This window comes from Brevibacillus sp. HB1.1 (genome assembly GCF_013332445.1).
Taxonomy (GTDB): domain Bacteria; phylum Bacillota; class Bacilli; order Brevibacillales; family Brevibacillaceae; genus Brevibacillus; species Brevibacillus porteri.
Genome location: NZ_JABMIV010000017.1, coordinates 37,819 through 60,492, shown reverse-complemented (window position 1 = coordinate 60,492; position 22,674 = coordinate 37,819). Strand labels below are relative to the sequence as shown.

Annotated in this window: 23 protein-coding genes; 5 read left to right on the top strand and 18 right to left on the bottom strand. The window is 48.3% G+C overall.

What is annotated here, in order from left to right; all coding sequences use genetic code 11:
- Entirely contained in the window at positions 1-1,650 is a 1,650-nt protein-coding gene (locus HPY27_RS28130; protein WP_174226484.1) for an AraC family transcriptional regulator, read from the bottom strand.
- Positions 1,651-1,845: 195 nt separating this feature from the next.
- On the opposite strand from HPY27_RS28130, the gene HPY27_RS28125 reads away from it, so the two are divergent.
- Complete coding sequence (locus HPY27_RS28125) at positions 1,846-2,859, top strand: ATP-binding protein (protein WP_174226483.1); 1,014 nt, start codon at positions 1,846-1,848, stop codon at positions 2,857-2,859.
- 283 nt (positions 2,860-3,142) lie between these two features.
- Here HPY27_RS28125 and HPY27_RS28120 read toward each other — a convergent pair whose 3' ends face one another.
- The 3 genes from HPY27_RS28120 to HPY27_RS28110 all read right to left on the bottom strand — a co-directional run bounded on the left by HPY27_RS28120 (position 3,143) and on the right by HPY27_RS28110 (position 5,428).
- A complete protein-coding gene (locus tag HPY27_RS28120; RefSeq protein WP_254613015.1) occupies positions 3,143-3,715 on the bottom strand; it encodes a DinB family protein in 573 nt (190 codons plus the stop codon).
- Positions 3,716-3,742: 27 nt separating this feature from the next.
- Positions 3,743-4,708 carry a helix-turn-helix transcriptional regulator gene (locus HPY27_RS28115; protein WP_017247132.1) on the bottom strand — a complete coding sequence of 322 codons (966 nt, stop codon included), beginning with the start codon at positions 4,706-4,708 and terminating at the stop codon, positions 3,743-3,745.
- Between the two features lie 69 nt (positions 4,709-4,777).
- A complete protein-coding gene (locus HPY27_RS28110; RefSeq protein WP_371736812.1) occupies positions 4,778-5,428 on the bottom strand; it encodes a polysaccharide deacetylase family protein in 651 nt (216 codons plus the stop codon).
- 245 nt (positions 5,429-5,673) lie between these two features.
- On the opposite strand from HPY27_RS28110, the gene HPY27_RS30465 reads away from it, so the two are divergent.
- Positions 5,674-7,677 (top strand): ABC transporter ATP-binding protein, encoded by a 2,004-nt coding sequence (locus HPY27_RS30465; protein WP_174226482.1) that lies wholly within the window; start codon positions 5,674-5,676, stop codon positions 7,675-7,677.
- Positions 7,678-7,730: 53 nt separating this feature from the next.
- On the opposite strand, the gene HPY27_RS28100 is transcribed toward HPY27_RS30465, so the two are convergent.
- Positions 7,731-9,962: a heavy metal translocating P-type ATPase gene (locus tag HPY27_RS28100; protein ID WP_174226481.1), complete on the bottom strand. Its 2,232-nt coding sequence runs from the start codon at positions 9,960-9,962 to the stop codon at positions 7,731-7,733.
- Between the two features lie 188 nt (positions 9,963-10,150).
- Positions 10,151-10,447 carry a hypothetical protein gene (locus HPY27_RS28095; protein ID WP_069852677.1) on the bottom strand — a complete coding sequence of 99 codons (297 nt, stop codon included), beginning with the start codon at positions 10,445-10,447 and terminating at the stop codon, positions 10,151-10,153.
- Between the two features lie 142 nt (positions 10,448-10,589).
- On the opposite strand from HPY27_RS28095, the gene HPY27_RS28090 reads away from it, so the two are divergent.
- Positions 10,590-10,964 carry an ArsR/SmtB family transcription factor gene (locus HPY27_RS28090; RefSeq protein ID WP_035290894.1) on the top strand — a complete coding sequence of 125 codons (375 nt, stop codon included), beginning with the start codon at positions 10,590-10,592 and terminating at the stop codon, positions 10,962-10,964.
- Positions 10,965-11,033: 69 nt separating this feature from the next.
- Positions 11,034-11,507 (top strand): hypothetical protein, encoded by a 474-nt coding sequence (locus tag HPY27_RS28085; protein ID WP_174226480.1) that lies wholly within the window; start codon positions 11,034-11,036, stop codon positions 11,505-11,507.
- Between the two features lie 67 nt (positions 11,508-11,574).
- Here HPY27_RS28085 and HPY27_RS28080 read toward each other — a convergent pair whose 3' ends face one another.
- From HPY27_RS28080 to HPY27_RS28040, 9 genes are all read right to left on the bottom strand, one after another.
- A complete protein-coding gene (locus HPY27_RS28080) occupies positions 11,575-12,015 on the bottom strand; it encodes a hypothetical protein (RefSeq protein WP_173624332.1) in 441 nt (146 codons plus the stop codon).
- Positions 12,016-12,059: 44 nt separating this feature from the next.
- Positions 12,060-13,451: a sensor histidine kinase gene (locus HPY27_RS28075; protein ID WP_174226479.1), complete on the bottom strand. Its 1,392-nt coding sequence runs from the start codon at positions 13,449-13,451 to the stop codon at positions 12,060-12,062.
- Positions 13,448-14,128, bottom strand: coding sequence for a response regulator transcription factor (locus tag HPY27_RS28070; protein ID WP_017247126.1), 681 nt, complete (start codon positions 14,126-14,128; stop codon positions 13,448-13,450). Before HPY27_RS28070 ends, HPY27_RS28075 begins: the two co-directional genes overlap by 4 nt.
- 280 nt (positions 14,129-14,408) lie before the next feature.
- Positions 14,409-15,026, bottom strand: coding sequence for an alpha/beta hydrolase (locus HPY27_RS28065; protein ID WP_069852688.1), 618 nt, complete (start codon positions 15,024-15,026; stop codon positions 14,409-14,411).
- Positions 15,023-15,973, bottom strand: coding sequence for a ring-cleaving dioxygenase (locus tag HPY27_RS28060; protein ID WP_174226478.1), 951 nt, complete (start codon positions 15,971-15,973; stop codon positions 15,023-15,025). Before HPY27_RS28060 ends, HPY27_RS28065 begins: the two co-directional genes overlap by 4 nt.
- Before the next feature lie 19 nt (positions 15,974-15,992).
- On the bottom strand, positions 15,993-16,634 hold the full coding sequence (locus tag HPY27_RS28055) for a nitroreductase family protein (RefSeq protein WP_017247123.1): 642 nt from the start codon (positions 16,632-16,634) through the stop codon (positions 15,993-15,995).
- A gap of 208 nt (positions 16,635-16,842) precedes the next feature.
- Positions 16,843-17,346 (bottom strand): DinB family protein, encoded by a 504-nt coding sequence (locus HPY27_RS28050; protein ID WP_069852695.1) that lies wholly within the window; start codon positions 17,344-17,346, stop codon positions 16,843-16,845.
- Between the two features lie 35 nt (positions 17,347-17,381).
- Entirely contained in the window at positions 17,382-18,470 is a 1,089-nt protein-coding gene (locus HPY27_RS28045; protein ID WP_173624337.1) for a saccharopine dehydrogenase family protein, read from the bottom strand.
- Positions 18,467-19,864, bottom strand: a complete 1,398-nt coding sequence (locus HPY27_RS28040; protein WP_174226477.1) for an MFS transporter — start codon at positions 19,862-19,864, stop codon at positions 18,467-18,469. Before HPY27_RS28040 ends, HPY27_RS28045 begins: the two co-directional genes overlap by 4 nt.
- A gap of 134 nt (positions 19,865-19,998) precedes the next feature.
- Between HPY27_RS28040 and HPY27_RS28035 the strand changes: the two genes are divergently transcribed.
- The gene (locus tag HPY27_RS28035; RefSeq protein WP_174226476.1) at positions 19,999-21,087 is read left to right on the top strand and encodes a response regulator transcription factor; all 1,089 of its coding nucleotides are present in this window, start codon (positions 19,999-20,001) and stop codon (positions 21,085-21,087) included.
- A gap of 62 nt (positions 21,088-21,149) precedes the next feature.
- Here the strand turns inward: HPY27_RS28035 and HPY27_RS28030 are convergent, their stop codons facing one another.
- The 3 genes from HPY27_RS28030 to HPY27_RS28020 all read right to left on the bottom strand — a co-directional run bounded on the left by HPY27_RS28030 (position 21,150) and on the right by HPY27_RS28020 (position 22,629).
- Positions 21,150-21,464 carry a DMT family transporter gene (locus HPY27_RS28030; RefSeq protein ID WP_017247118.1) on the bottom strand — a complete coding sequence of 105 codons (315 nt, stop codon included), beginning with the start codon at positions 21,462-21,464 and terminating at the stop codon, positions 21,150-21,152.
- 19 nt (positions 21,465-21,483) lie between these two features.
- A complete protein-coding gene (locus HPY27_RS28025; protein ID WP_017247117.1) occupies positions 21,484-21,819 on the bottom strand; it encodes a DMT family transporter in 336 nt (111 codons plus the stop codon).
- Between the two features lie 225 nt (positions 21,820-22,044).
- Complete coding sequence (locus tag HPY27_RS28020) at positions 22,045-22,629, bottom strand: TetR/AcrR family transcriptional regulator (RefSeq protein ID WP_174226475.1); 585 nt, start codon at positions 22,627-22,629, stop codon at positions 22,045-22,047.
- Positions 22,630-22,674: the final 45 nt, after the last annotated feature.

Sequence of the window (22,674 nt, the reverse complement as noted above, 5' to 3'; positions counted from 1 at the left end):
TCAACATGGACGATCTCCTGAAAACAATCTCACACTCTCTTCCACGATCCGTTCATGAGCCGTTGCCGAGTATTCACGCCAAGGGTCCGACATAATGACATGCGCCCGATTGTTGCGGACTGCTTCGATCTCTTGCCATGGTCCCGATGCTTTCAAGGCTTGGAAGCATGCCAACGTTTCAGCCTCTTGGCAAACCAACAGCAGCAAGCGATCTGGCGCGAGTGCAATTAATTCCTGTACGGTCACAAGCTGGTCGTACTCGTTCTGTTCCGAGACAAAAGCAGATTTGACTTGCAGATCTTGATAAAACACTTCATTCATACTGCGATTGCAGTGGACATAGAGCTGGTTTTTCAATATCCGCACGACGAGCACCGTTTCATCGCCCAGAGCATGTTGAAGCTTTGCCCGGGCCCTCTTCACCTTTTTCTCATACTCGCAAAGCCAATGATGCGCTTCCATGGACTCTCCCAAAAAGTCTGCCATAAGCTGCAGTTGTTCTTTCCACCCCTGCTCTTCAAAAGGTACATACAAAGTGGGCGCAATCTCGTCCAGATGCTTCTGTTCCTGCAAACTCGTCTCGTCCAAGCCAATGATGACGTCTGGCTTGGCATCGCGAAGCATTTCGATGTTGGCTTTCCAATTTTGGTTAATTCGAAACGCGCTCAGATGGACCGGGATATCGTTTCGATAGGTGTGATGATAGTAAGCCGTCCATTTCGGGTGCAGTGGCGCCGCGTAAGGAATCATTTTCAAAGCCAGCAAATGCCCGATAACGGTCGAGCCGTACGCCGCAATTTTTCGTTGGCGGCTTTTCATATAGAGAGTCGGTGAAACTCCGACAGCTTTCTTGAATTTTCGGCTAAAGTAAAACTCGTCATTGTAGCCCACTTGATGAGCGATATCGCGCAGCTTGGCATGCGACTGCACCATCATCTGCTTCGCCCGGCTAATGCGAAGCTCTGCCAAATAGTCCATAGCTGAGATGCCATACGTTTTTTTGAACAGATCGACGAAATATTTTGGACTCACCTCTGCGATGCGAGCCAGCTGTTCTATCGTCACATTTTCCGAGTAATGCTCTTCCATATGTGCACGTGCCCGCTCCAGCGCCATTCCAGAATCTGTTGTCGAGAAGTGAGCATGCTTGACGATGTGGTACCATAGCTCTTGAAAAGTGTGTTGACCTCGAAAACGCTCGAGTGCCGTCTCCTGCTTCCATAGATTCTGGATCAAATCACAATAGACAGGCAGCTGCCCTGCCGATTGGACAGAGATCTCTCCCCGAAAAGGAAACAGATCCTTTTCCCGAAGAGCTTGGAAGCGCCGATGTCTGTCTCTCGTTTCCATAAAGACATCAAAACGAAGCATGTACATCTCCAAATGATCAGCCGAATCAGGGACGATGCCAAACGTAAGCATAGGAGGACATACGTAAATCGCGTCCTGCCGCAATTGGTACTCCTCGTTCTCCAGTCGCAGGCGCCCACGTCCCCCGGTTATTACCAGCAAAATATGCGTATGAGTGAATTGTTGGCGTAGTCGGTCATGTCCTTGTGCTTTGAACCATGTAATGTCACGCAGCTTAAAAATGGCTTCTGCCATGGTCTTCTCTGTGAATTGTTGAACCAAGGCTTGTGTTTCGTTCATGTTCTCACCTCTGCCCGATCCTCTGTGTAGATGTTGATAATCATTCTCATCAACAATAGAGAAAGTATATCAAAAGTGACGCTTGCTTCCTATCAGGAATATTTGATCGATTTGAACCGATAACTTGAACGTGGTATGGTACGTACCAATAGAAAGGGAACCAACCATTCAACATAACGGAGTGAAAATGAAGATATGAAACAATATGTTCTACCTTTTGTCTCTAGCCTCGTCGCGATTACTTTTGTGACAGGGTGCGTCTCTACCTCTGATCAACTAACGGTAAAAGACCCCACCCCACCTGCAACGGAAAACACAAGGAAGTCCCCTGCTGATACAACAAAAGCCGAAAAGCCAGCGGATGATTTGCTCAAGCAGTTCACCGTACTAGCTGCGCAAGCCAAGGAAGCGAATGAGCTAATCGCCTTTTTGGATCAGCATCTGGCGAAAACGGACACGAAAACCGCCGATCAATTATTTTTTGCCCTTGATCAGTATTATGAAAAACATCTGCCTACGATAAACGATAACTTCAAGGCACTCCTCGCCCAGCCGGGAAATGCGGATAAGCTGTATGCCTTGCAATACCCTTACGATTTCAACAAGCTAGAAGGCGATGACAGCTTCAAGCAATGGCTCCTCCACCAAACAGAGGGCGGACTCGTCTTAAAGGCGACGAAAGACATGTCCTTCTACTGGCAAGTGAATTACATGGCATTGCAAAAATATGCCGCTTCGCTCGATGAGGAAGGGAAGGACTATTTGTCCATTCAAGAAACGGAAACGGGCAAACCGTATTTGGGTGACGGCGGGTTGCAAATCACGCGAGCTGAGCTCGGACCGAGAATGGTTGAAGTCGAAGAGTATTTGGTCAACTACCGCAGCAGCCCACGTGCAGTGAAGCTCCGTACGCTCTATATCGACTATCTCAAAACATACTTGTCTGATTACCGTTATGAGACAATAGACGAAGCAACAATGAAGTTGCTCCCAGCCGTCAAAGAAGAATATCAGAACTTTGCAAAGAAATATGACGCTACGAAAACAGGACAGATCGTCAGGGATTATTTGATCGAGGTCGCCAAAAACAAGGACGTGATCTTTGAACCCGGCAAGCCTGGTGAAAGCATCATCGGTGACACCAAACCGAACATTAGTCAGTTCTTGAACGGGCTCGAGGGGCGGATTGCTCGGACGATGAATCCTTAAAAAACAAGAAGTTTGCGTGGCTGTAGTGGAGGAGAGGGAACAGGAGAAAACGACTCAGCTTCTAGGGCCACCCATTGGGGGATTGACTGGCCGACTCCATGCAAAAAGCGAAACCTCGTCCAAAGTGGTCCAATCTGGATGTTTCTCAGAGGTGGACGCTTAAGGCGTGTTTCGCTTTTTGCATTACGTCTCGGTCGGTGTCCCTAAGATCTTCGCTGTTTTCTCCTGTTCCCTCTACAAGCTGCTTGTTTTTTTCGGTAGCTGATAAAAGATGAAAAAACCTTTACTGTTCTACCGCGGAGATTTCGAACAAATAGAAAATGTAATCGGAGGAAGCTCCCGCGTGACCCATTTGTCTGAGCATGGCGGAGATATTGCCTCGGTGATAGGTTCCGTGGTTGGCGACGTGTTGGACGATGTCGGCATAGCGAGCATGAACCGTGCCCAATGCCGGGTGCGTATAGGCCGAGGTGTCTTCCATCGAGATTTGCCCGAAGAAATCTCTGAACTGCTGGGCTGATTCGGCAAACCGTTTTCGCAGCTCGTGTACGTTCTTCCCTTTTAATTCCTGCAAGAGAACCCCTACTTTTGGTCCTACCTCTTCGTAGCTCTCCCCCTTCATGGCCAACAACCAAACATAATCCGTCTTGAGAATGTGAGCCAACGTCTGGGTGATCGTCGGAAACACACTCGGAACCTCCTGCTCACTTACTCCCTCTGGTACCTCCTGCAACCGCGCGAATACCTTTTCGTTTGCCCATACATGATATTCGTACAAACGCAATGCTTCATGCTTCATAATCAATCTGCCTCCATTCACTTTTTCCATCTCTTCTTTGCATTCAATATAAATCAACTCTCCTGACAAAAATGGTCAGTGAATTCAAGTCGACTGATAAAAATGAAATAAATCGGCAGCTATAGCAGCCAAACGCTCTTTTACAAAGGCTGGCTCTTCAACTTGAATGGATTTTCCGTATGGCAAAAGATAATGAGAAAGGATCGAATGGGCCATTTGCTCATCTACTTGAAAGATCACCTGTGCCTCGCTGCGCTCGATCACTGTATGTCCGAGATACCAATGCCTGCACAAATCAGCGAGTGACTGTGGTCTTCCTTTGACCTTGATCAAAATGGTGTTGCCCTGCTTGTCTGCTTCCGGTAGTAAATTCGAGAGAAAAAAATGGCGCGCAGAAAATTCAGGAGGGCGTTGAAAGCTGGCTTCTGTACGTTGGATCTCATAGACACGATCTGCACGAAAGCTGCGAATGGTACTACGGAGGTGGCAATAGGCAACGATATACCAGTTTCCCTTCCAATAAACGAGCCCGTATGGATCGATTTGACGCATCTGTCTCGTTGTCTGGTAGGCTTTCTGATACTCCATCGAAAGGGTGTATCCATTGGCAACAGACAACTCCAGTTCCTGTAAGGTAGATTCGAGAGAAGGATCAACAGGAGGCTGGATCACCTCGAAGCCGATACTATGTCGGTCAATCGCGTCACGCTGCTCTTCATTTGTATAACGTTTTAGCTTGGAAATGGCCCGGTGTAAATCTGCTCCGAAGGGATAACCGGCCTCTTGGGCAAAAGCCGCTGCATGAATGAGGGCTTTTTGCTCGTTGAGGTCGAAAAACAGCGGAGCTTCATTGAAATGCTGAAGTAAACTGTAGCCACCATTGTGTCCGGCATCGGAAATGATGGGTACACCGCTCGCACACAGTGAGTCGATATAGCGATAAACGGTGCGAATATTGATCTCGAGAATCTCTGCCAATTGCTTGGCTGTCATTCGCTTGCCGGTCTTCAACAGCCACAAAATGGAGAGCATATTATCGGCTTTGGACATGGACGGATTCGCTCCCCTGAAAGAAATCTTCTGATTCTACTAATTACCACAGAATTCAATCCATTTCCTCTATCTGCCCCTTCTCCTTTTCTCGACAGGACAGGTCTTTTCTCGATACGCTGTCAGTTGAAACATGGCGGAAACGGTTGAAAAGGTATATTTCTGTTCACTTAACACCTCAATGACATAGGGCAAGGCGTCCACACTCCCCTTTAGCGTGTCTTTTGTACCGCCAGCGGAATGTTGAAGCACGACTGCGCCTGGGGTAACATGTCCCAAGATGTTTCTCGCTACCTGCGGGCCGGTGAGACCTTTCCAATCCCAACTGTCTATATCCCACAAAATCATTTCGTAGTCTCTCGCTGCAAGCAGCTGGATGACCTCCTCATTCACTGCTCCATATGGCGGCCGAACTATGCGAGGACTCACTCCTACTACCTTTTCGATCTGATCCGAGGTACGTTCTACCTGCTCCTGAACAGCCAAGAGAGGTATTTTCGTAAAGTCAGGGTGATCCCAGCTATGATTTCCTACAATATGACCTTCCCTTACGATCCGCTCCAGTATTTTCGGGTAGTACTTCACCATTTGTCCCACACAGAAGAAAGTTGCCTTTACCTGATAGTGGGCTAATATTTCTAACACACGAGGCGTCCACAACTGATCTGGTCCATCATCAAAAGTGAGTGCGATTTCCTTTGACTGATTGAGCTTGTTCACAAGCGCTACCCTCCCTAAAGCCAGTATTCTGCTGCATTGATGCATAGTATGACTGGGCTCTCATTTGGTAACGCTAAAAAAGCTGTATGGATATGCAACGTATAAAAAAATTTTTTAACAATAGTTAATGAATATAGTATAATGATGATAATGATTTTCATTTTCGTAAAAATTCCTACTAGAGAGATTGTTGGATATACATGGAGGGTTAATCACGGCAAAGCATGCTCGAAAGGGAGGATTATATGGAAAAAGTTTTAGAAGTAAAAGATTTGCATGTGTCATTCGATACGTATGCAGGTGAAGTCAAAGCAGTACGAGGCGTCTCCTTTGATCTGGAAAAAGGAGAAACACTGGCAATTGTTGGTGAATCCGGTTCCGGTAAATCCGTAACCTCACAAGCACTTATGCGCCTCATTCCTTCTCCTCCTGGACGCATTCCAAAAGGACAAGTTCTCTTTGAAGGAAGAGATTTGGTTACGCTTTCCGAAAAAGAAATGCAGGATGTTCGCGGTCGCGATATCTCGATGATCTTCCAAGACCCGATGACTTCCTTGAATCCGACGATGACTATCGGTAACCAAATCATGGAGAGCTTCATCAAGCACCAAAAGCTGAACCGTGCAGATGCGCGCAGCCGTGCTATTGAACTGTTGGAAATGGTAGGGATTCCATTTGCCAAGGAACGTGTCGATCAATACCCGCACCAGTTTTCCGGTGGGATGCGCCAACGGATTGTCATTGCCATCGCACTGGCCTGCAATCCAAAAATTATCATCGCCGATGAGCCGACAACTGCTCTGGACGTATCGATTCAAGCGCAGATTTTGGAGTTGCTGAAGGAACTGCAAAAGAAGATGGGTACTTCGATCATCTTTATTACGCATGATCTCGGTGTAGTTGCTAACATGGCAGACCGTGTAGCGGTTATGTATGCAGGTAAAATTGTGGAAATCGGTAAAGTCGATGAAATTTTCTACGATCCTAAGCACCCGTATACCTGGGGTCTATTAGGTTCCATGCCTAGCCTCGATGCCAGCGACGACGAGCTGATGTCCATTCCTGGATCGCCGCCTGACATGTTCAAGCCACCTGTAGGTGATGCCTTCGCGGCTCGTAACCCATTTGCGTTGAAGGTCGATCTGGAATATGAACCACCGATGTTCAAAATCTCCGACACGCACTATGCGGCAACATGGCTCCTGCATGAAATGGCACCTGACATCAAACCGCCTGCTTCGGCTGTGAGACGAAAAGTCAATTCTAATGATGCGACTGAGGCTCCAGTAAGCACCAAAAAAACGATCAACTACGAGAACCGTGAGAAGCTGGTTGAAGTCAAAGATTTGAAACAGCATTTTGACCTCGGGAATGGTCATACGCTGAAAGCTGTAGATGGTATCACCTTTGACATCTACAAAGGGGAAATTTTCGGTCTTGTGGGTGAATCCGGTTGCGGTAAATCCACCACAGGACGAACCATCCTTCGCCTGTACGATGCAACTGGCGGAGAGGTCTTGTTCAATGGGAACAGTGTACACGGAAAGAAAACACTTGAAGAAAAGAAATGGCTCAACCGCAAAATCCAAATGATCTTCCAAGACCCGTACTCGTCGTTGAATCCACGTCTGACTGTATCCGACATTATTGCAGAAGGTCTGGACATTCATCGTCTGGCGACCAAGGAAGCACGCATCGCCAAGGTACACGGGCTGTTGGAAACCGTTGGCCTCAACCGCGAGCACGCAAACCGTTACCCGCATGAGTTCAGCGGCGGACAGCGCCAACGGATCGGGATTGCACGGGCATTGGCTGTTGATCCGGAATTCATCATTGCCGATGAACCGATCTCTGCCCTCGACGTGTCCATTCAGGCGCAGGTCATTAACCTGCTCAAGCGCCTGCAAAAAGAAAAAGGCCTGACTTATCTGTTCATCGCCCATGACCTGTCCATGGTTAAATACATCAGTGACCGCATTGGTGTGATGTACCGCGGACGTATTGTGGAGCTGGCAGAAAGTAATCGCCTGTACGAGAATCCGATTCATCCGTACACCAAATCGTTGCTCTCGGCAATTCCATTGCCAGACCCTGATTATGAGCGCAACCGTAAGCGCATCGTTTTCGATGATCAGGAATATTTGCGAGATCAAGGGGAAGAACGCGTCTTGCGTGAAATTGAGCGCGGTCACTTTGTTGCTTGCACCCAGAAAGAATTCGAAAGATACGGCGGCGGAGTCTTGGTGTAAACCTGATACAGAAAAAAGGGAGAGAGCCTCGACAGCTCATCTCCCTTTTTTATTTAGTCCTTCATTCGCAAGAGTCTCATGCTGTTTAAGATGACCAGCAATGCGGCTCCCGTGTCACTGAGCACCGCCAGCCACAAGGTTAGATAGCCTGGGAATATCAACACGAGTGCGACCAGCTTTACGATGATCGAAAACCAGATGTTTTGCTTGATAATCGCGAGTGCTTTTCTGCTGACCTTCATCGTGTGCGGCAGCTTTTCGAGATTGTCAGCCATCAATACGATATCCGCGGTTTCCATTGCCGTATCGGTACCAGCTCCACCCATGGCAATCCCCAAGTCAGCTGATGCGAGAGCAGGCGCATCGTTGATCCCGTCACCCACCATGGCGACGACCTTGCCTTCTTGTTGGAGTTTCTTAACCGCCTCTACCTTATCTTGCGGCAACAACTCTGCAAAATAACGATTTACACCCGTCTGACTCGCTACCTTTTTCGCCGTACCAGCATTGTCACCAGTCAGCATCACGATGTCTTCAATACCTGCCGCCTTGAGTTTGCCAATGGCACTAACCGTAATCTCACGAATGGTGTCGGCAACGGCAATCATCCCGATCAATTTCGTTGCGGTACCGATAACCACCAGCGTATGTCCCTCACTCTGCAACGACTCGATTTGCGTTTGCCATGCCGACAAATCGACTCCCAGCTCTTGAAACAAGGCGGGCTTCCCTGCATAAAATGTCTCGGCTCCAATGACAGCGCTCGCCCCTTTTCCGACAATCGCCTTGAAATCTTGCCCACTCTGGGAAGCGACCTGCTTTTGTTTCGCATAGGTGAGAATCGCTTGTGCAATCGGATGGGAAGAACGCTCTTCAATCGTTCTGGCGATCGACACTACTTCGTCTTCGCTTCCCTCCATCTCGATAACCGCTGCAACCTGTGGTTTCCCTTCCGTCAATGTGCCCGTTTTATCGAAGGCAATGGCGTTGATCGCTCCTGCCTTTTCCAAAAACGTACCGCCCTTGATCAGGACGCCGTTTCTCGCGGCATTTCCAATCGCAGACACAATCGCAACTGGCGTGGAAATGACCAGTGCGCACGGGCAAGCAACAACCAGTAGCTCAAGTCCTCTGTAAAACCATTCTCCCCAGGTACCGAGTCCGAATAATGGCGGGAATACGATCACGAACAAAGCAAGCACGAGCACGATTGGCGTGTAGATCGCAGCGAATTTGTCGACGAACGCCTGAGTAGGCGCTTTTTTCTCCTGCGCTTCCTCCACGAGATGAATGATTCTGGCAATCGCCGTATCCTCCACCAGCTTTGTTACCTTGATCTCCACCGCGCCGCTTTCGTTGACACTCCCTGCAAAAACGCTGTCGCCGACCAGTTTATCTACGGGAATCGATTCACCTGTAATCGGGGCCTGATTGACGCTCGATGTCCCGTGTACAATCACCCCATCCAGCGGGATTTTCTCTCCTGGCTTCACTACGATGACTTGGCCGACAGCAATGTCCTCAACTGGCTTGCGGGTAAGAGTCTCCCCTACCTTGACCCATGCCTCAGGCGGAGCCAAATCCATCAAATTGCGTATGGAGTCACGTGTTTTTTCAATCGACTTGGTTTGCAGCAAGTTTCCGATGGAAAAGAGCCAGACGACCGTCGCGCCCTCCAGCCACTCACCGATTAATGCTGCTCCAATAGCCGCAACAGACATCAATACGTTCATATCCAGTGAACCGCTTTTGATCGCGTAAAAAGCACTGCGCGCAGGTCGGTAGCCGCCACTTATGATCGACAACGCATAGAACACAGTAACGACCAGTGGAGATACGCTTGGTGAAAGGGAGGCTAGAAAACCGAGAGCCAATAACACACCCGAAATTGTCGTCAGTACCGTCCCTGCTTGATCCGTTTTCGGTACTGCTTTGGCGGTACGTCTAGTAAGTAGCATGGCACTGTATCCAGCCTTGGCGACTTCCTTCACCACCACATCGGCTCCTAGTCCATCCGCGACGAGCTGCATTTTACCCGTGGAAAAGTTCACGTTTACCTCTTTTACGGTTGGCAACGTCTGCATATGCTTTTCCAGCGATTTGGCGCACGAACTGCAATCCATACCTGTAACGCGATAGACAACAGCCTGTGAAGAAAGAATTCCTGCGCTTTCTGTTGCCGCAGCCGCAGGCTCGAGAACCGTGAGAATTTTACCAGCATGCGTATGCTCACTGCCGCATTGATGCCCACTGCAACACTCTTCTTTTTTTCGTTCTTCTGCCATCTGTTCTCACCTTTTTCCAAGCATCTATTTTGCCCAGCTTCGAATGAAATCAATCCACAAACATTCAAACAAATATTTAATTATTATATTATCGCATCCTTCTGGTTCGTTCAAGAATTGATTTGAATATTCCGCCCATTTTTTTACAGATCGAGAATAAAAAAAGACCCCTATTACTAGGAGTCTTGTTACTTGGTACGAGCTTCTACAGGTGTTGGGGTGGTCTGCCAACGCTCCCCACAGTCCAGACATTTGCACTTGATTACTTTACGCTTTTCTAAGGCAAGACGAACGGCAAACAGAATAAATGCCCCTGACAGTCCGAGGAACAAAAAGATGACAGGAGTCCCTTTCACGGAAATGCCGATCAAGGCAAGCACTGCTAAAACCGCTACATAAATGGTTATGTATAATGGCTTATTGATCGACTCCGTGAAATCGATCTTTGCAGACCGGCACTTCGGGCACTTTGGTTGCGCACTCATGGTATTCTCTCCCCATTTCTTGGATCATGTTCATCTTACACGAAAACGAAGAGGGACACTACACTGCCATGAAAATGTCGTTTTTCCTTTTCACTTTCTCCGCGAATGTCTATAATAGTAGGACATTGTAGAGCATGAGGTGATGGTTACAGTGGATGACATCTGTGAAATCCAATGTTTTGATGAGGAAAAAGTAAATCGGTTAAAGCCGTTCGCCACAGAATCAGAAGGGGTAGCAAAAATCTTCAAGGCGTTGGCCGATGACACCCGCGCCAAAATCATTCACATCCTCTCGATGGAAGACGAGCTCTGTGTCTGTGATGTGGCTGCTATCATCGGAAGCTCGATCGCTAACACCTCCCACCATCTGCGGCTACTTCGCAACATGGGACTAGCCAAGTACCGCAAAGAAGGTAAACTCGTTTTTTACTCGTTGGATGATGACCATGTACGCCATCTCATATCTGCGGGGATTGAACACGCCAAAGAACAGAAAACCATTGTCCGAGCTACCTGATTGCTCGGGCTTTTTTGTTATAGGACTAAGATGGCTTTTTTAAGAAATAGTCAGGAGGTGTGTTCACACATGATAAACAAGGATGCGGTAATCCATTGTTTACAGGGTATCCATAACCGAAAGTTCGTCGATCATTTTCATATTCAAGAAGACCGGCAGCCACGTTGGGAGGCTTCAGCCTATCTCTTGTCTCTCGAAAAAACAGAAGTCCCTCATCCGGTGGATGCTTTTCTACTTTTAATGGAGCGTCTCGAATACTGGGGTGAAGAGTGGGCTTGGGAAGAGATGAACGTCAAAAATAGCAACAGACAGCTTGTACTTAGTCGGGTCATTGATCCCCTCATAAGGTTTGGGCTATTCATGAAAATAGACGTAAAAAATACGCTTGGCAAACTAGATGAACTAGGTATTGAAATTGATTTTGGCTCCATTGTGACAGCTGGGTCCACTAACACGCTGATTTATGATGAGTGGAATGATTTTCTATTATTCGGTGGTAACGCACACCATTATTACGCCATTCAATGGTACACAACCGCTTAGTCAGTATTTTAAACATTTGATTAACTATGAAAGGTTCCCTCGTTTTTCCGGGTAAATCCTTATAAAATCAGCCTTTTACGGATGGCTCGGTTTCTGTATGAAGACGCTTGTTGACCGCCTCTATTCCCACAAATATAAGGAAGTAACATATTGCAGCAAACACAAAAACCGTTGCCTGCGGATAAAACAAGGCAGCATGCGGATCAACACTCATTAGCCATTGAAAAAACACAGGCACATAGCCGATGACCGCATACCCGCCGAAACGCACAGCGTTTTTATTCCACCCGATCAAGTGTGATCGACTCACTAGCAAGTCCACGAATACCGACAGCCATACGAAGACAACTAGATTCAATGCCATGCTGAAGAGCACACCCAGCAAATACTCTTGTCCGAACCCATACGGCGCGCTTGGATCACGATAGATGTAGATGATCAACGCAGCATACAGACCCGTAATAAAAGCGGATATGACAGCGGCAAGTACACGCCTGCCGATATTCATGGAAATCACTCCCTTGCTTCGCTTCGTTATGAATCGTTTTTCGTTCACGCAGTAGGATACTCACCCGTCGGTAGGCTGACCGTGACCGTTGTCCCTTCGCCTATACGGCTTTGAATGTGAATGCTGCCTTTTGCGACCTGCAAAATTTTTTGCACGATAGAAAGACCGAGACCGCTTCCCGTCGCTTCCCGATTGCGTGACTTGTCTCCTTTGTAAAAACGGTCAAAGACATGCTCCTGCTCTTCTTCTGACATGCCGATCCCCGTATCCCGAATGGTCACGCCGATTCGCGTATCCTTTTGTATCGCAATAGATATAGAGCCAGCCGTTGGGGTGAATTTGATACTATTGGCAAGCAGGTTCATCCATACTTGATTGAGTAGCTGCTTGTCACCCACGATGAAAGTCTCCGGTAAAGTCAGCTCCATCACGAGCTTTTTTTGTTGCCACTGATGCTCCAAAATTAAGAGGACTTGCCTGATCTGCTCATCCAGTCGGAAACGTGTCGGTTCGTAGAGACCTGTCTCTTTGTCCAGGGAAGCGAGCGTCAACAGCTGCTTGCTCAAGGAAGACAGCCGCCTGCTCTCCTCTTCGATGATAGTCAAGTACGTCTCCTGCTGTTCACTTGTCACACCGCCGCTGCGGATAGCTTGAGAAAAGCCTTGGATCGATGTCAATGGAGACTGGATTTCATGTGAGACATTGGAGACAAACTCTTGGCGCATCTCGTCTAGTTGTTTGAGTGACTCTGTCATCCTGGCAAAATGCATAGCTAAATCGCCGATTTCGTCACGGCGAGAGATGTCCAGATGGATGTCGTACTGCCCTTCTGCCAGCCTTTTGGTCGCATGGCTCAGCTTCTCGATCGGCTTCACCAAATAACGGGTAAATATCAAAATCAGGATCAGGCTAAGTACAAACATCGCTGCCAGCAGCAAGGCAAACATAATATGCACCTCGCCAAACTGCTGTTCAATATTTGGTCGTACAAACAGGGCGTATTTTTGCCCTTCTGCTGTAAGCGGCAAGCCAATGCTGTTTGTCAGCGTGTTTTCAAAAAATCCGGTCACAAACCAGCTGTGCTGTTCTTCTGTAATCCCTCTGTAAGTCTCACCCGCCAACACTCTTTGAACGATGGCAGGCTCTATCTGCTGATCGCGAAAAGGTGCTCCGAATTGGCTTACTGCGCCATTCTCATCCACGAGATGTAGCTGAAAATTCAAATTGGCGACATGCGTCATGAAGGCGGGCAGGTCGAGTGTGGATTTATGCTCATACAAATCGATGATATGCTGTCCGATGCTCGTAATTTTTTGTTCATTATAAGCGCGCAAATTGCGTTGATAGTACTCATTTGCCAATAAAAATCCAAGTGTGCCGCTGATCAGTACAATTGCGACAAAGGTAAGAACTAACCGGACGTAGAGAGATTTCACTGGCCTCGTACCTCCAGCTTGTAGCCTAAGCCGCGAACAGTAGAAATGACAAAGTCATTTGTTTTCTCCGTAAATTTCTCTCGCAGCCGCTTAATATGCACATCGATGGTCCGACTATCGCTCTCGGTATCGCCGCCCCATACGAGCTCCAACAGTTGATCTCGGGTAAAGATCCGATCAGGAAAACTGGCAAGCTGGGCAAGCAGTTCAAATTCCTTTAACGGTAAATGAATCAACTCTTCTTTCACCTTCACAACATGGCTGATCCGATCGATGACGGTATCGTTTATGACGATGATTTGTTTGCTGACCATCTGATAACGACGCAGCAAGGCCTTGATGCGGTACAGCAATTCGGTAGGCTCAAATGGCTTGGTCAAATAATCATCCGTCCCCGCCAAAAAGCCTTTTTCCTTATCGCGCACCTCGCCCTTTGCCGTTAGCATGATGACAGGGAGGTCGTAAAATTCCCGTATCTCCCGGCACAGCTCCCAGCCGTTTTTGCCTGGCATCATCACATCCACGATGGCGAGCTGGACTGATTCCTGTTCCAACAGCTGCGAAGCCTCATCTCCATCCACACAAGCCAAGACATGGTATCCCTCTTTTGCTAAATAAAATCGCAATAGCTCACGTACATGTGGATCGTCATCTGCAATCAGAATCGTCAGTTTCATCAAGCTGGCCCCCTTGTTACTCCGCCTTCTGGTTTTCCTGCTTCATTATTTTGAATGATACTCACTTGTCTACTATCCTGCAAATCGTCAATGGCTTGCACCTACGTGGATCAATAGTAAAGAAGCAATATGAACAAGAGATGAATGAATACTGCTGGTTCTTGAAGACTTTTACACATCTGATTAAATCTGCGGGAAGCTGCTCTTTTCCCGGAAAAACAACTGTTTGCGCACACAAAAAAGCGGCAGACATGGGCCCGCCGCTCTTGTTACTCATCGATTACTTGCGAAACATCTCTGTAAACCACGCGGCAGAAGCCTCTACTTCCTTCACCGTCAGCTGATGACCATATGAATCCCAATGCACAGTCACGTCAGCACCTGCTTCTGTCAGTAGTCGGTTCAGCTCCTCCGTCTCTTGTGCCGTACAAATCGGATCATTCGTGCCCGCTCCAATAAACACCGGAATGGCTGACATATCAGGCAGCGCTATCCCACGGCGTGGAACCATTGGATGGTAAAGAATCGCCCCTTTTAGCGGATTCGGGTAATGGAACAGGAGACTACCTGCGATATTCGCCCCGTTCGAATAGCCGACTGCCACGATATTGTCTCGCTCGATCTGATACGTAACCGCCGCCTGATCCAAAAAATCATGCAGCTCCTGCGTGCGATAGACCAAATCCTCTTCGTCAAAAACACCCTCAGCTAAGCGTCGGAAAAATCGTGGCATGCCGTTTTCGAGAACATTCCCACGGACACTCAGAACAGAAGCGCCTGGATAAATGCGATTGGCCAGTGGCAAGAGGTCGTTTTCATCTCCACCTGTTCCATGTAGCAGCAACAGTGTTGGTGCTTCTGAATCGGTTCCTTTTCGAAAAATGTGCTTCAAATTCATGATTGATCTTCCTCCAACACTCTGACTGTAATCGGTGGCAAGCCTTGCTCAATCTGGGCGCGATGTGGCTCATACCACTCGGGGAGCATCAGTTTTTCGCCCAATGTATCAAATGGCTCATCTCGTTCAAAGCCCGGAGGATCGGTCGCAATCTCAAACAAAATCTCGCCCGGCTCGCGGAAGTAAATGGCGTTAAAGTATTGACGGTCAATAATATCTGTTGGATGAAGACCTGATTGAGCCGCGCGCTGCTGCCATTGCTGGTGATCCTGATCGTCTATAGCACGCCATGCGATGTGATGAATCGTTCCTGCGCCACCTTCTCCTCTTGGTATCGGCTCGGCATTCACGTCAATAACATTGCCCAAATCACCGTGAGCCTGGAAACGGACAAGGCCGTTTTCTTCGCCGACTCTGGTTAGTCCCATTAGTCTCTCGAGAACATCCATGGTGTGGGCTGGAGCCATACTGTACAGGATCGCTCCGCCGAAGCCTTTGATCGCCTTGTCAGCCGGCACTCCGCCAAAGGACCATTTGCTCGCTGGGCCTCCTTCACGTTCCACAATCTCCAGCTGTAAGCCGTCTCTGTCCGTAAATTGCAGATACGTTTCGTTAAAACGCTCCACGCGACGGTACTCGATTCCGAATTTTTTCAGTCGATCCTCCCAGAAGGAAAACGCCCCTACCGGAATCAAGAAAGTCGTATAGCCCACCTGTCCACCGCCCACGCGTCCGCGGCGACCAGATTCCCACGGGAAAAAGGTGATCGCTGTACCTGGACTGCCGACCTCATTCCCGAAGTACAGATGATACACGTCTGGCGCATCGAAGTTAATCGTTTTTTTCACCATGCGCAATCCGAGAAACCCTGCATAAAAATCAACGTTATTTTGAGCGCTTGTGACAAAAGCTGTGATATGGTGAATTCCTGCTGTTTGCTGTGTCATTTTGAATAGCCTCCTCTAATTATGATTTACTTGCTTGGAATGTGTTGTAGCTCACAAACTCTCCAACGGGCTTGCGGTACCCTCTCACACGCTGGCTGGATGTATCTTCTTTTCCAATCGTGATCATCAGAGCTGGCACAAAGCTGTCCGGAACCTTTGCTATCTCTTGAACGGCTGCTGGGTCGAATCCGATCATCGGGCAAGTATCCCAGCCTTTATCCTTTGCAGCAAGCATGAACAGCATTGCGGACAAATTGGCATTGCGGATCGCTTCATCGCGCTTGAACTGCTCTCCTCCAGACTCGTGCATCGCTCTGACAGAAGAATTATTGTGATCGTACTCGCGTTGATCCATGATCCCTAAATGAAGGAGACCTTCATTGATGCGCTCTACACTTTGGTACGCTTCCTTGTCTCCAAATACAAGCACAACGGCCGAAGCGGTCTTTACCTTATATTGTCTATATGCCGCTTCATATACACGCTCTTTTGCTTCTGGATCGGTGACAACTACATAGTGGGCATGCTGCAAATTGAATGCAGATGGCGCGAACTTGACCAGCGACATGATTTCATCGATCTCAGCAGGTGTTATCGTTACATCCGGTAGAAACTTGTTTGCGGATCTTCTGTTTTTTACAAGGGTAGTGAATTCACTCATGGGGCTTCCTCCTCGATTTTTTCATTCATTTTTTAATATCTTAAATTAAAGATAATGATGTTTAAAAAAGCACCTTCTTGGGGAAGTAGGATGACAATGTTACAAAAATTAATATCTTGAATTTAAGATAATTATAGGACTAAAATTTTCCCTTGTCAACACCCCAAGGCCAGAAGAATGAAATCTCTTCCAGCCCCACGCACTTTTATCAGGTTTCGTACCAGTAAAGAGCATACTCGGTCATGACAGAAGGATACCCCATTTGGCGCAGCATCGCCGTTATGTTTCCACGATGATACGTTCCATGATTGACCACTTGCATGATGATTTCTGCCAAGCTCGTATCGCGTACTCTCGTGTACGGATTGTCGAGGACAATGTGGCGATCCAAATCTTCTTCTTGGCTGAGAAACACTCTGTATTGCTCGACTAGCTCGGCATACATCTGCTCTACTTCCTCCAAGCTTTTTCCCGTTAATTCCTGTTCCTTCTTCCATGCCTCATTCAATGCCGCTCGCATGTCCATGCCCTGCAAAATGTGAAGCCAGCCTTGGTCCACCATATAAATATGCTCCACCACTTTTGCTACTGTCGGGAAAACGCTTTGGACCTCCTGCTCGTAAACACCTTCCGGAAGTTCCTTCAAGCGATTGATTAACGTTTGATTCGCCCACGTGTGAAAGTCGTACATGTTTTTGGCATAGTGCGTCATGATAAAGCCCCCTCTTTAGTTCTTGGATAGCTCTATCATAGACCGGCTTCCCTGACAAATATGGTCAGTGATGCTTCCTGCTCCAGCCAAAATCTCATTTTTTCTAATGAAAATAGTTGTTCCATGTGGTGGACTCCTGGAGGAAACGCTTCTTCATACAGCGATTTTGCTACGGCAGCCGCCACCATTGCGGTCATGTTGGACTGATCGCGCCCAAAAAGCAGACACTCTACTGTCGCCTCGTTAGTTCCCCGTTTTCCCCGTGCCTCTACCTTGATGGCAAACCGATCATCCCCCATTTTCCAACGCCCAAACGCTTCCATCACGGATTCCCGTACTTTTGGTTGATGGAGTAATCGGCAAATTCCTATACTCCGAAGGGCCGCCACCCCTCTCGTCATCCCATTCAGATCAAAACAAAGTCGGGTAGATACTGTAGGGATACACAAGGTGCGTGCCAATGTCTGCTGATCAGAAAACGGAAATCGATACGCGCGCTTTTTCCCCAGCCCCGGTCCAAAATCAACGAGCTTGCCCTCTGTCATGCTCTCTACGGTTACACGCTGATGATTGTTAATCACCTCGTAGCTCGTGCACAAGTTATCGACAGTCCATTCAATCGCGGCCCTCCCATGTCGATCACCGAGACCAAGCATAATGAATATGTCCAGCTCACTCACTTGGTCCAGTAAGCGATGAGCTTCCCCCGCGAGCAGGTTGGTCAGACCTGGCGCCAGTCCTACACTGAGTACGGCAGTTCCCCTGTTCTTCGTTTCAGTTCGGCTCCCCCATTGTTCGATTTGCGTCAAAAAATGGCCATTCGCTGAAATATCGAGATAATGCGTTCCATTCCGCACACACCCTTCTACAAAAGCCGTATTCGTCTGATCCAGACACATGACCACCAGCTTTACTTTTTCCAGCATGCTTTGGTCTAACGGCTTGTGAATATCGAGCTCAAGCGGCAGCACCTGTCCATCTGCTTCTCGGCAAAATGCTTCCGCCTTCTCCAAGCTGCGTCCAGCAGCATACACCCGTCCCGGATATGCGTTACCCAAATTCTTGCAAATCGTTGCCCCTACATGACCGTACCCCCCGACTACCACAATTCGATCCTTGCTCATGCCTTCTCCACCTCTGTGCCTCTCTTTTTCTGCCACTCCAGACGTCCCGCATACCACCAGACCAACAAACCGCTCAGCCAAATCAGGCCACCTGCTTCAAAAACCGCGCGATACGCATCGATCATCGGCAGCACTGCTTGATTCGATTCGCCGTTCATCATGCCCAGTCCCAACGCTGCGCCGACCACCATCCCTGCATTGCGTGTCAAGGCGATCATGCCTCCGATCGCACCCGCATGCTCCAACGGGACGTAGCGCATGATGTAGCTGTTGTTGGGCGAAGCAATCAGCCCCATACCTGCCCCCACCAAAGCCAGTATCGCGATGATTTCCACCGTTGATAATACCTCTAGCCAGATCGCCAATACGGTTATCCCTGCCCCCATCGCACCAAGACCTGCAAAAATGAGTGGCCGTGCCCGATAGCGATCCGAAGCCCAGCCACTAAAAGGACCCGTCAGCGCCAGCATCAGTGGGTAAGCAGTCATCATATACCCTGCCGTCAAAGGGGAAACATGCGCTTGATCAAGTAAGTAAAACGGCATGACAACCAGTACGAGATTCGCGAGCACAAACGAAGTAAAGCTAATGAACAATCCACTGGACACAGCTGATAGGCGAAAGACCGCCACGGGCAAAAACGGCACGGACTGTCGCCGCTCCCACCAGACAAACGCCCCTGCCAAGACGAGTACACCCCCAAAAAGAATGAGCATCCCTTGTGAATCCCAGCCCCACCCGTTTCCATTGGAGATCGCCATAATGACTGAGCTGACCAGTAGCATGAACAGACCTGCCCCAACGAGATCTAGTGAACGGGCCTTCTTCGCCTGCTCATGAGAAGGAATGTAACGAAAAGCCAGCCCCGTAGCCAAGATAGCGACAGGAACATGAATGAGGAACAACCACTCCCAGCTCAACCACGACGCGATCATCCCACCTGCAATCGGTCCAGTCATGCCACCAAGCGCAACAGCTGTGCTCATGATCCCCATTGCCCTTCCCCGCATTTCTTTTGGGAGCAACATCGCAATGAGCGCGATATTGGTAGCCTGGAACATAGCCGCTCCGACGGCTTGCACGATTCGAAGCATCAACAGCATCGTAATCGTCGTCGAAAATGCCACCAAGACAGAGCTTACCGTGAACAGCAGGAAGCCGTAATTGTGCAGCACACGATGCCCGTATCGATCTCCCAGCTTGCCCATGAAAGGAAGAAGAGACGCAATGACAAGCAAATATCCCGTTGTAATCCATTGTGCGATCGCCAGCTCCGTCTGGAAAATGGATGTGAACTGAGGGAGCGAGACATTGACAATCCCCGCCGTAAAATGAGACAAGAATGCACCCAGACAAATCGCGATCATCATGAAAAAGCGCTGCCGCTGGCTCATATGGTCTTTCCAACTCCTCGCGTATCTTGTAAATTTAGACTAAGAATTATTCTCAATTATAAAGAGGAACGAGGAGAGCACCATCCCACAAAGATGGGATTTTCCTTTGCCAATAGACGTACAGGAGAATACAGATGAGCACAAATCGGGAAGCGAGCAAACGAAAAGTGATGGCACTAGCTGAACGCTTTTCTCACTCTTCACAAGACTATCGGACAGCGCTCTTGCAGCTATTGCGAGAGTTCGTCCCTTTTGACGGGGCCTGCTGTACCGCCGTTGATCCGCAAACGCTATTATCCACCGGAGCCATTACGGAAGACGGGGTGGAAGCCATTCATCATGGCATTTTTGAGCATGAATACTTGCGCGAGGACTTCAATCGATATGATCATCTGAGCAAAGCGGCTGAGCCTGTCGCTACGTTGAGTCAAGCGACCAATGGCCAGCTTGCACGCAGTGACCGCTATCGCAATGTTCTGCTCCCCGCCGGTTTTCATGATGAGATGCGTGCTGCCCTTAAGTACGACGGTGCATGCTGGGGCTATTTAACGTTGTTTCGTTCGCAGGGGCGTCCCTTTTTTTCTGAGCAGGAGCGTGAATGTATTTTGGTTTTGGCGCCGCTGATTGCGTATCAGTTGCGAAAGACGAGTCTGTCCTTACCCGCTGAGGAAAATACGTGGATGGAAGAAGAGATGGGAATATTGATGCTGTCGGATCAGTTCACCTTACTCGCTGCCAATCCCACAGCGGAAAAATGGCTGACCTTGCTGCGCCAATGGGAGTCGATTAATCGCGATACCTTGCCCCGACCAGTGCGAGCGGTTTGTTCGCGGGCACTCTCCCAGCTGACAGAATCAGGTCACAAGACATCCATGGCAAAAGTCTGCATTCGCATGCCAGATGGCCCTTACATGACGATTCAGGCAAGCCCGATGAACACCCAAAGCAGCACGGTGCACCTGGCTGTATTGTTCGGTCCCGCAAAACCTGCTGACATGCTGCCGCTCATCGCCGAAGCATACGGATTGTCTGTACGGGAGAAGCAAATACTCGACCAGATTGTCCGCGGCGCTTCCACGAAGGAGCTCGCACGCACACTGCACATCTCCGCTTATACGGTTCAGGATCATTTGAAGTCCATCTTCGTAAAAACTGGGGTATCCAGCAGACGAGAGCTGATCTGGCAATTGTTTACCCGATTTGGCGTACAGGCGAACCAGTAAAACCTTAGCGAAAAGCCCCCTTCTTACAGCACACGCTGCTAGAAAGGGGCTTTTCGCTATCACTATGCGATGAACTTCAAACCAACAATACTGATGACAATCCCTGTCATGAACAGAATCCGCTTCCTGTCCCTCGACTCTTTGAAAAACAACATCCCTACCAGCACGCTTCCTGCTGAGCCAATTCCCGTCCATACAGCATAAGCTGTTCCGACCGGGAGCGTCTGTACAGCGGACGAGAGCAGATAAAAGCTAATACTTGCGAAGATCAAACAAGCAACCGTTGGCTTCCATTTTGTAAATCCTTCGGTCAATTTTAACGAAATCACTCCACCAATTTCTGCAAAACCAGCGATAATCAACATCGCCCATGCCATACTGTCCACCTCCAAGTTGTTATGCGTTCTCTTCTTCTGGCTTGCTCGACAGCTTCAATCCGATAATGCACGTGAGCAGCAACAGGATAAAAAAGATTTTCAAGAAAGAGACATCCTCACCCAAAAAAGTAAATCCAACGACGGCCGTTCCCGCTGCACCAATCCCTGTGAAAATCGCATACGCAGTTCCGACTGGAATTCGTTTCATGGCCTGAGCAAAAAAGTAGAAGCTGGTTACGATCAATAGAACCGTGACGACACTCACTACCGGCTTCGTGAATCCATCCGAGAACTTCAGTCCCAATGCCCAAGCAATTTCGATCATTCCGCCAATGATTAAATAAAACCATGCCATGGTAATCACCTCTTCGTTGTTCTTGTTGTGTTAACAATGAATGAACATCAGTCATTTTGTGCCAAATAAAAAAACCTCTATCGAGGCATTCCTATGGAGGAGCGACCGCGCTTTAGCGGAAAGTTTTTATGCGCTCCAGAAAGTTTATGCAAAGTCGCTTTTACACGCTGGTACATAAACTTTCTTACACGTAAAAAAAAGAATTGGATATGCTCCAATACTTCTTTATTGGATACCTAGTGATCTTTTGCAAAAACGCAGGATTTCCGCTTTATATTCATCTGGTGCTACGTTCTTCTGATCGCTACTGTAATAGCGTTCCGCTGTATTCTCGACAAGCGTAATAATAATTTTGGCCGTCCATTTCACATCAATATCTTTCAAGATGGCGTTATCACTGATTGCTTGCACGAGGACGCCTTCCATCCACTCATAAAAAGGCTTATAGATCGTTCCCCATGTCTCCAATGAATTATCAAGTGCAAATCCGGAATAGCAAAGGATGATGACATCCCTGTATTCATCAGTAAAGGAAAAGGTCTCATCGACCAACACTTCGAGAACGCTCTCGATATCACTTTTTTCCTTCAGCTTATCATTGATCCGCTGGAAGGTAATCGTCAGCAGATTATCTGCAATCGCTGGAACCAGAGCCATCTTAGATGAGAAGTACAGGTAAAACGTCCCTTGGGCAATCCCTGCTTTTTTTACGATATCGGATATGGACGTCTTATCCAGCCCTTTTTCCGATATGATCTCGATAGCCGCGTTGAGAATTTTGGAATATTTATCGTCTTTGCTGACCGCCAAGTAACTTCCCTCCTTTTAACCGAACGATTACAACTGACTGACTGT

What these genes read in the sequence shown, in the direction of transcription:
- HPY27_RS28130 (WP_174226484.1), bottom strand. Translation starts at nt 1,650, where the DNA reads ATGAACGAAACACAAGCCTTGGTTCAACAATTCACAGAGAAGACCATG.
- HPY27_RS28125 (WP_174226483.1), top strand. Translation starts at nt 1,846, where the DNA reads ATGAAACAATATGTTCTACCTTTTGTCTCTAGCCTCGTCGCGATTACT.
- HPY27_RS28115 (WP_017247132.1), bottom strand. Translation starts at nt 4,708, where the DNA reads ATGTCCAAAGCCGATAATATGCTCTCCATTTTGTGGCTGTTGAAGACC.
- HPY27_RS30465 (WP_174226482.1), top strand. Translation starts at nt 5,674, where the DNA reads ATGGAAAAAGTTTTAGAAGTAAAAGATTTGCATGTGTCATTCGATACG.
- HPY27_RS28100 (WP_174226481.1), bottom strand. Translation starts at nt 9,962, where the DNA reads ATGGCAGAAGAACGAAAAAAAGAAGAGTGTTGCAGTGGGCATCAATGC.
- HPY27_RS28095 (WP_069852677.1), bottom strand. Translation starts at nt 10,447, where the DNA reads ATGAGTGCGCAACCAAAGTGCCCGAAGTGCCGGTCTGCAAAGATCGAT.
- HPY27_RS28090 (WP_035290894.1), top strand. Translation starts at nt 10,590, where the DNA reads ATGGTTACAGTGGATGACATCTGTGAAATCCAATGTTTTGATGAGGAA.
- HPY27_RS28085 (WP_174226480.1), top strand. Translation starts at nt 11,034, where the DNA reads ATGATAAACAAGGATGCGGTAATCCATTGTTTACAGGGTATCCATAAC.
- HPY27_RS28080 (WP_173624332.1), bottom strand. Translation starts at nt 12,015, where the DNA reads ATGAATATCGGCAGGCGTGTACTTGCCGCTGTCATATCCGCTTTTATT.
- HPY27_RS28070 (WP_017247126.1), bottom strand. Translation starts at nt 14,128, where the DNA reads ATGAAACTGACGATTCTGATTGCAGATGACGATCCACATGTACGTGAG.
- HPY27_RS28065 (WP_069852688.1), bottom strand. Translation starts at nt 15,026, where the DNA reads ATGAATTTGAAGCACATTTTTCGAAAAGGAACCGATTCAGAAGCACCA.
- HPY27_RS28060 (WP_174226478.1), bottom strand. Translation starts at nt 15,973, where the DNA reads ATGACACAGCAAACAGCAGGAATTCACCATATCACAGCTTTTGTCACA.
- HPY27_RS28055 (WP_017247123.1), bottom strand. Translation starts at nt 16,634, where the DNA reads ATGAGTGAATTCACTACCCTTGTAAAAAACAGAAGATCCGCAAACAAG.
- HPY27_RS28050 (WP_069852695.1), bottom strand. Translation starts at nt 17,346, where the DNA reads ATGACGCACTATGCCAAAAACATGTACGACTTTCACACGTGGGCGAAT.
- HPY27_RS28045 (WP_173624337.1), bottom strand. Translation starts at nt 18,470, where the DNA reads ATGAGCAAGGATCGAATTGTGGTAGTCGGGGGGTACGGTCATGTAGGG.
- HPY27_RS28040 (WP_174226477.1), bottom strand. Translation starts at nt 19,864, where the DNA reads ATGAGCCAGCGGCAGCGCTTTTTCATGATGATCGCGATTTGTCTGGGT.
- HPY27_RS28035 (WP_174226476.1), top strand. Translation starts at nt 19,999, where the DNA reads ATGAGCACAAATCGGGAAGCGAGCAAACGAAAAGTGATGGCACTAGCT.
- HPY27_RS28030 (WP_017247118.1), bottom strand. Translation starts at nt 21,464, where the DNA reads ATGGCATGGGCGATGTTGATTATCGCTGGTTTTGCAGAAATTGGTGGA.
- HPY27_RS28025 (WP_017247117.1), bottom strand. Translation starts at nt 21,819, where the DNA reads ATGGCATGGTTTTATTTAATCATTGGCGGAATGATCGAAATTGCTTGG.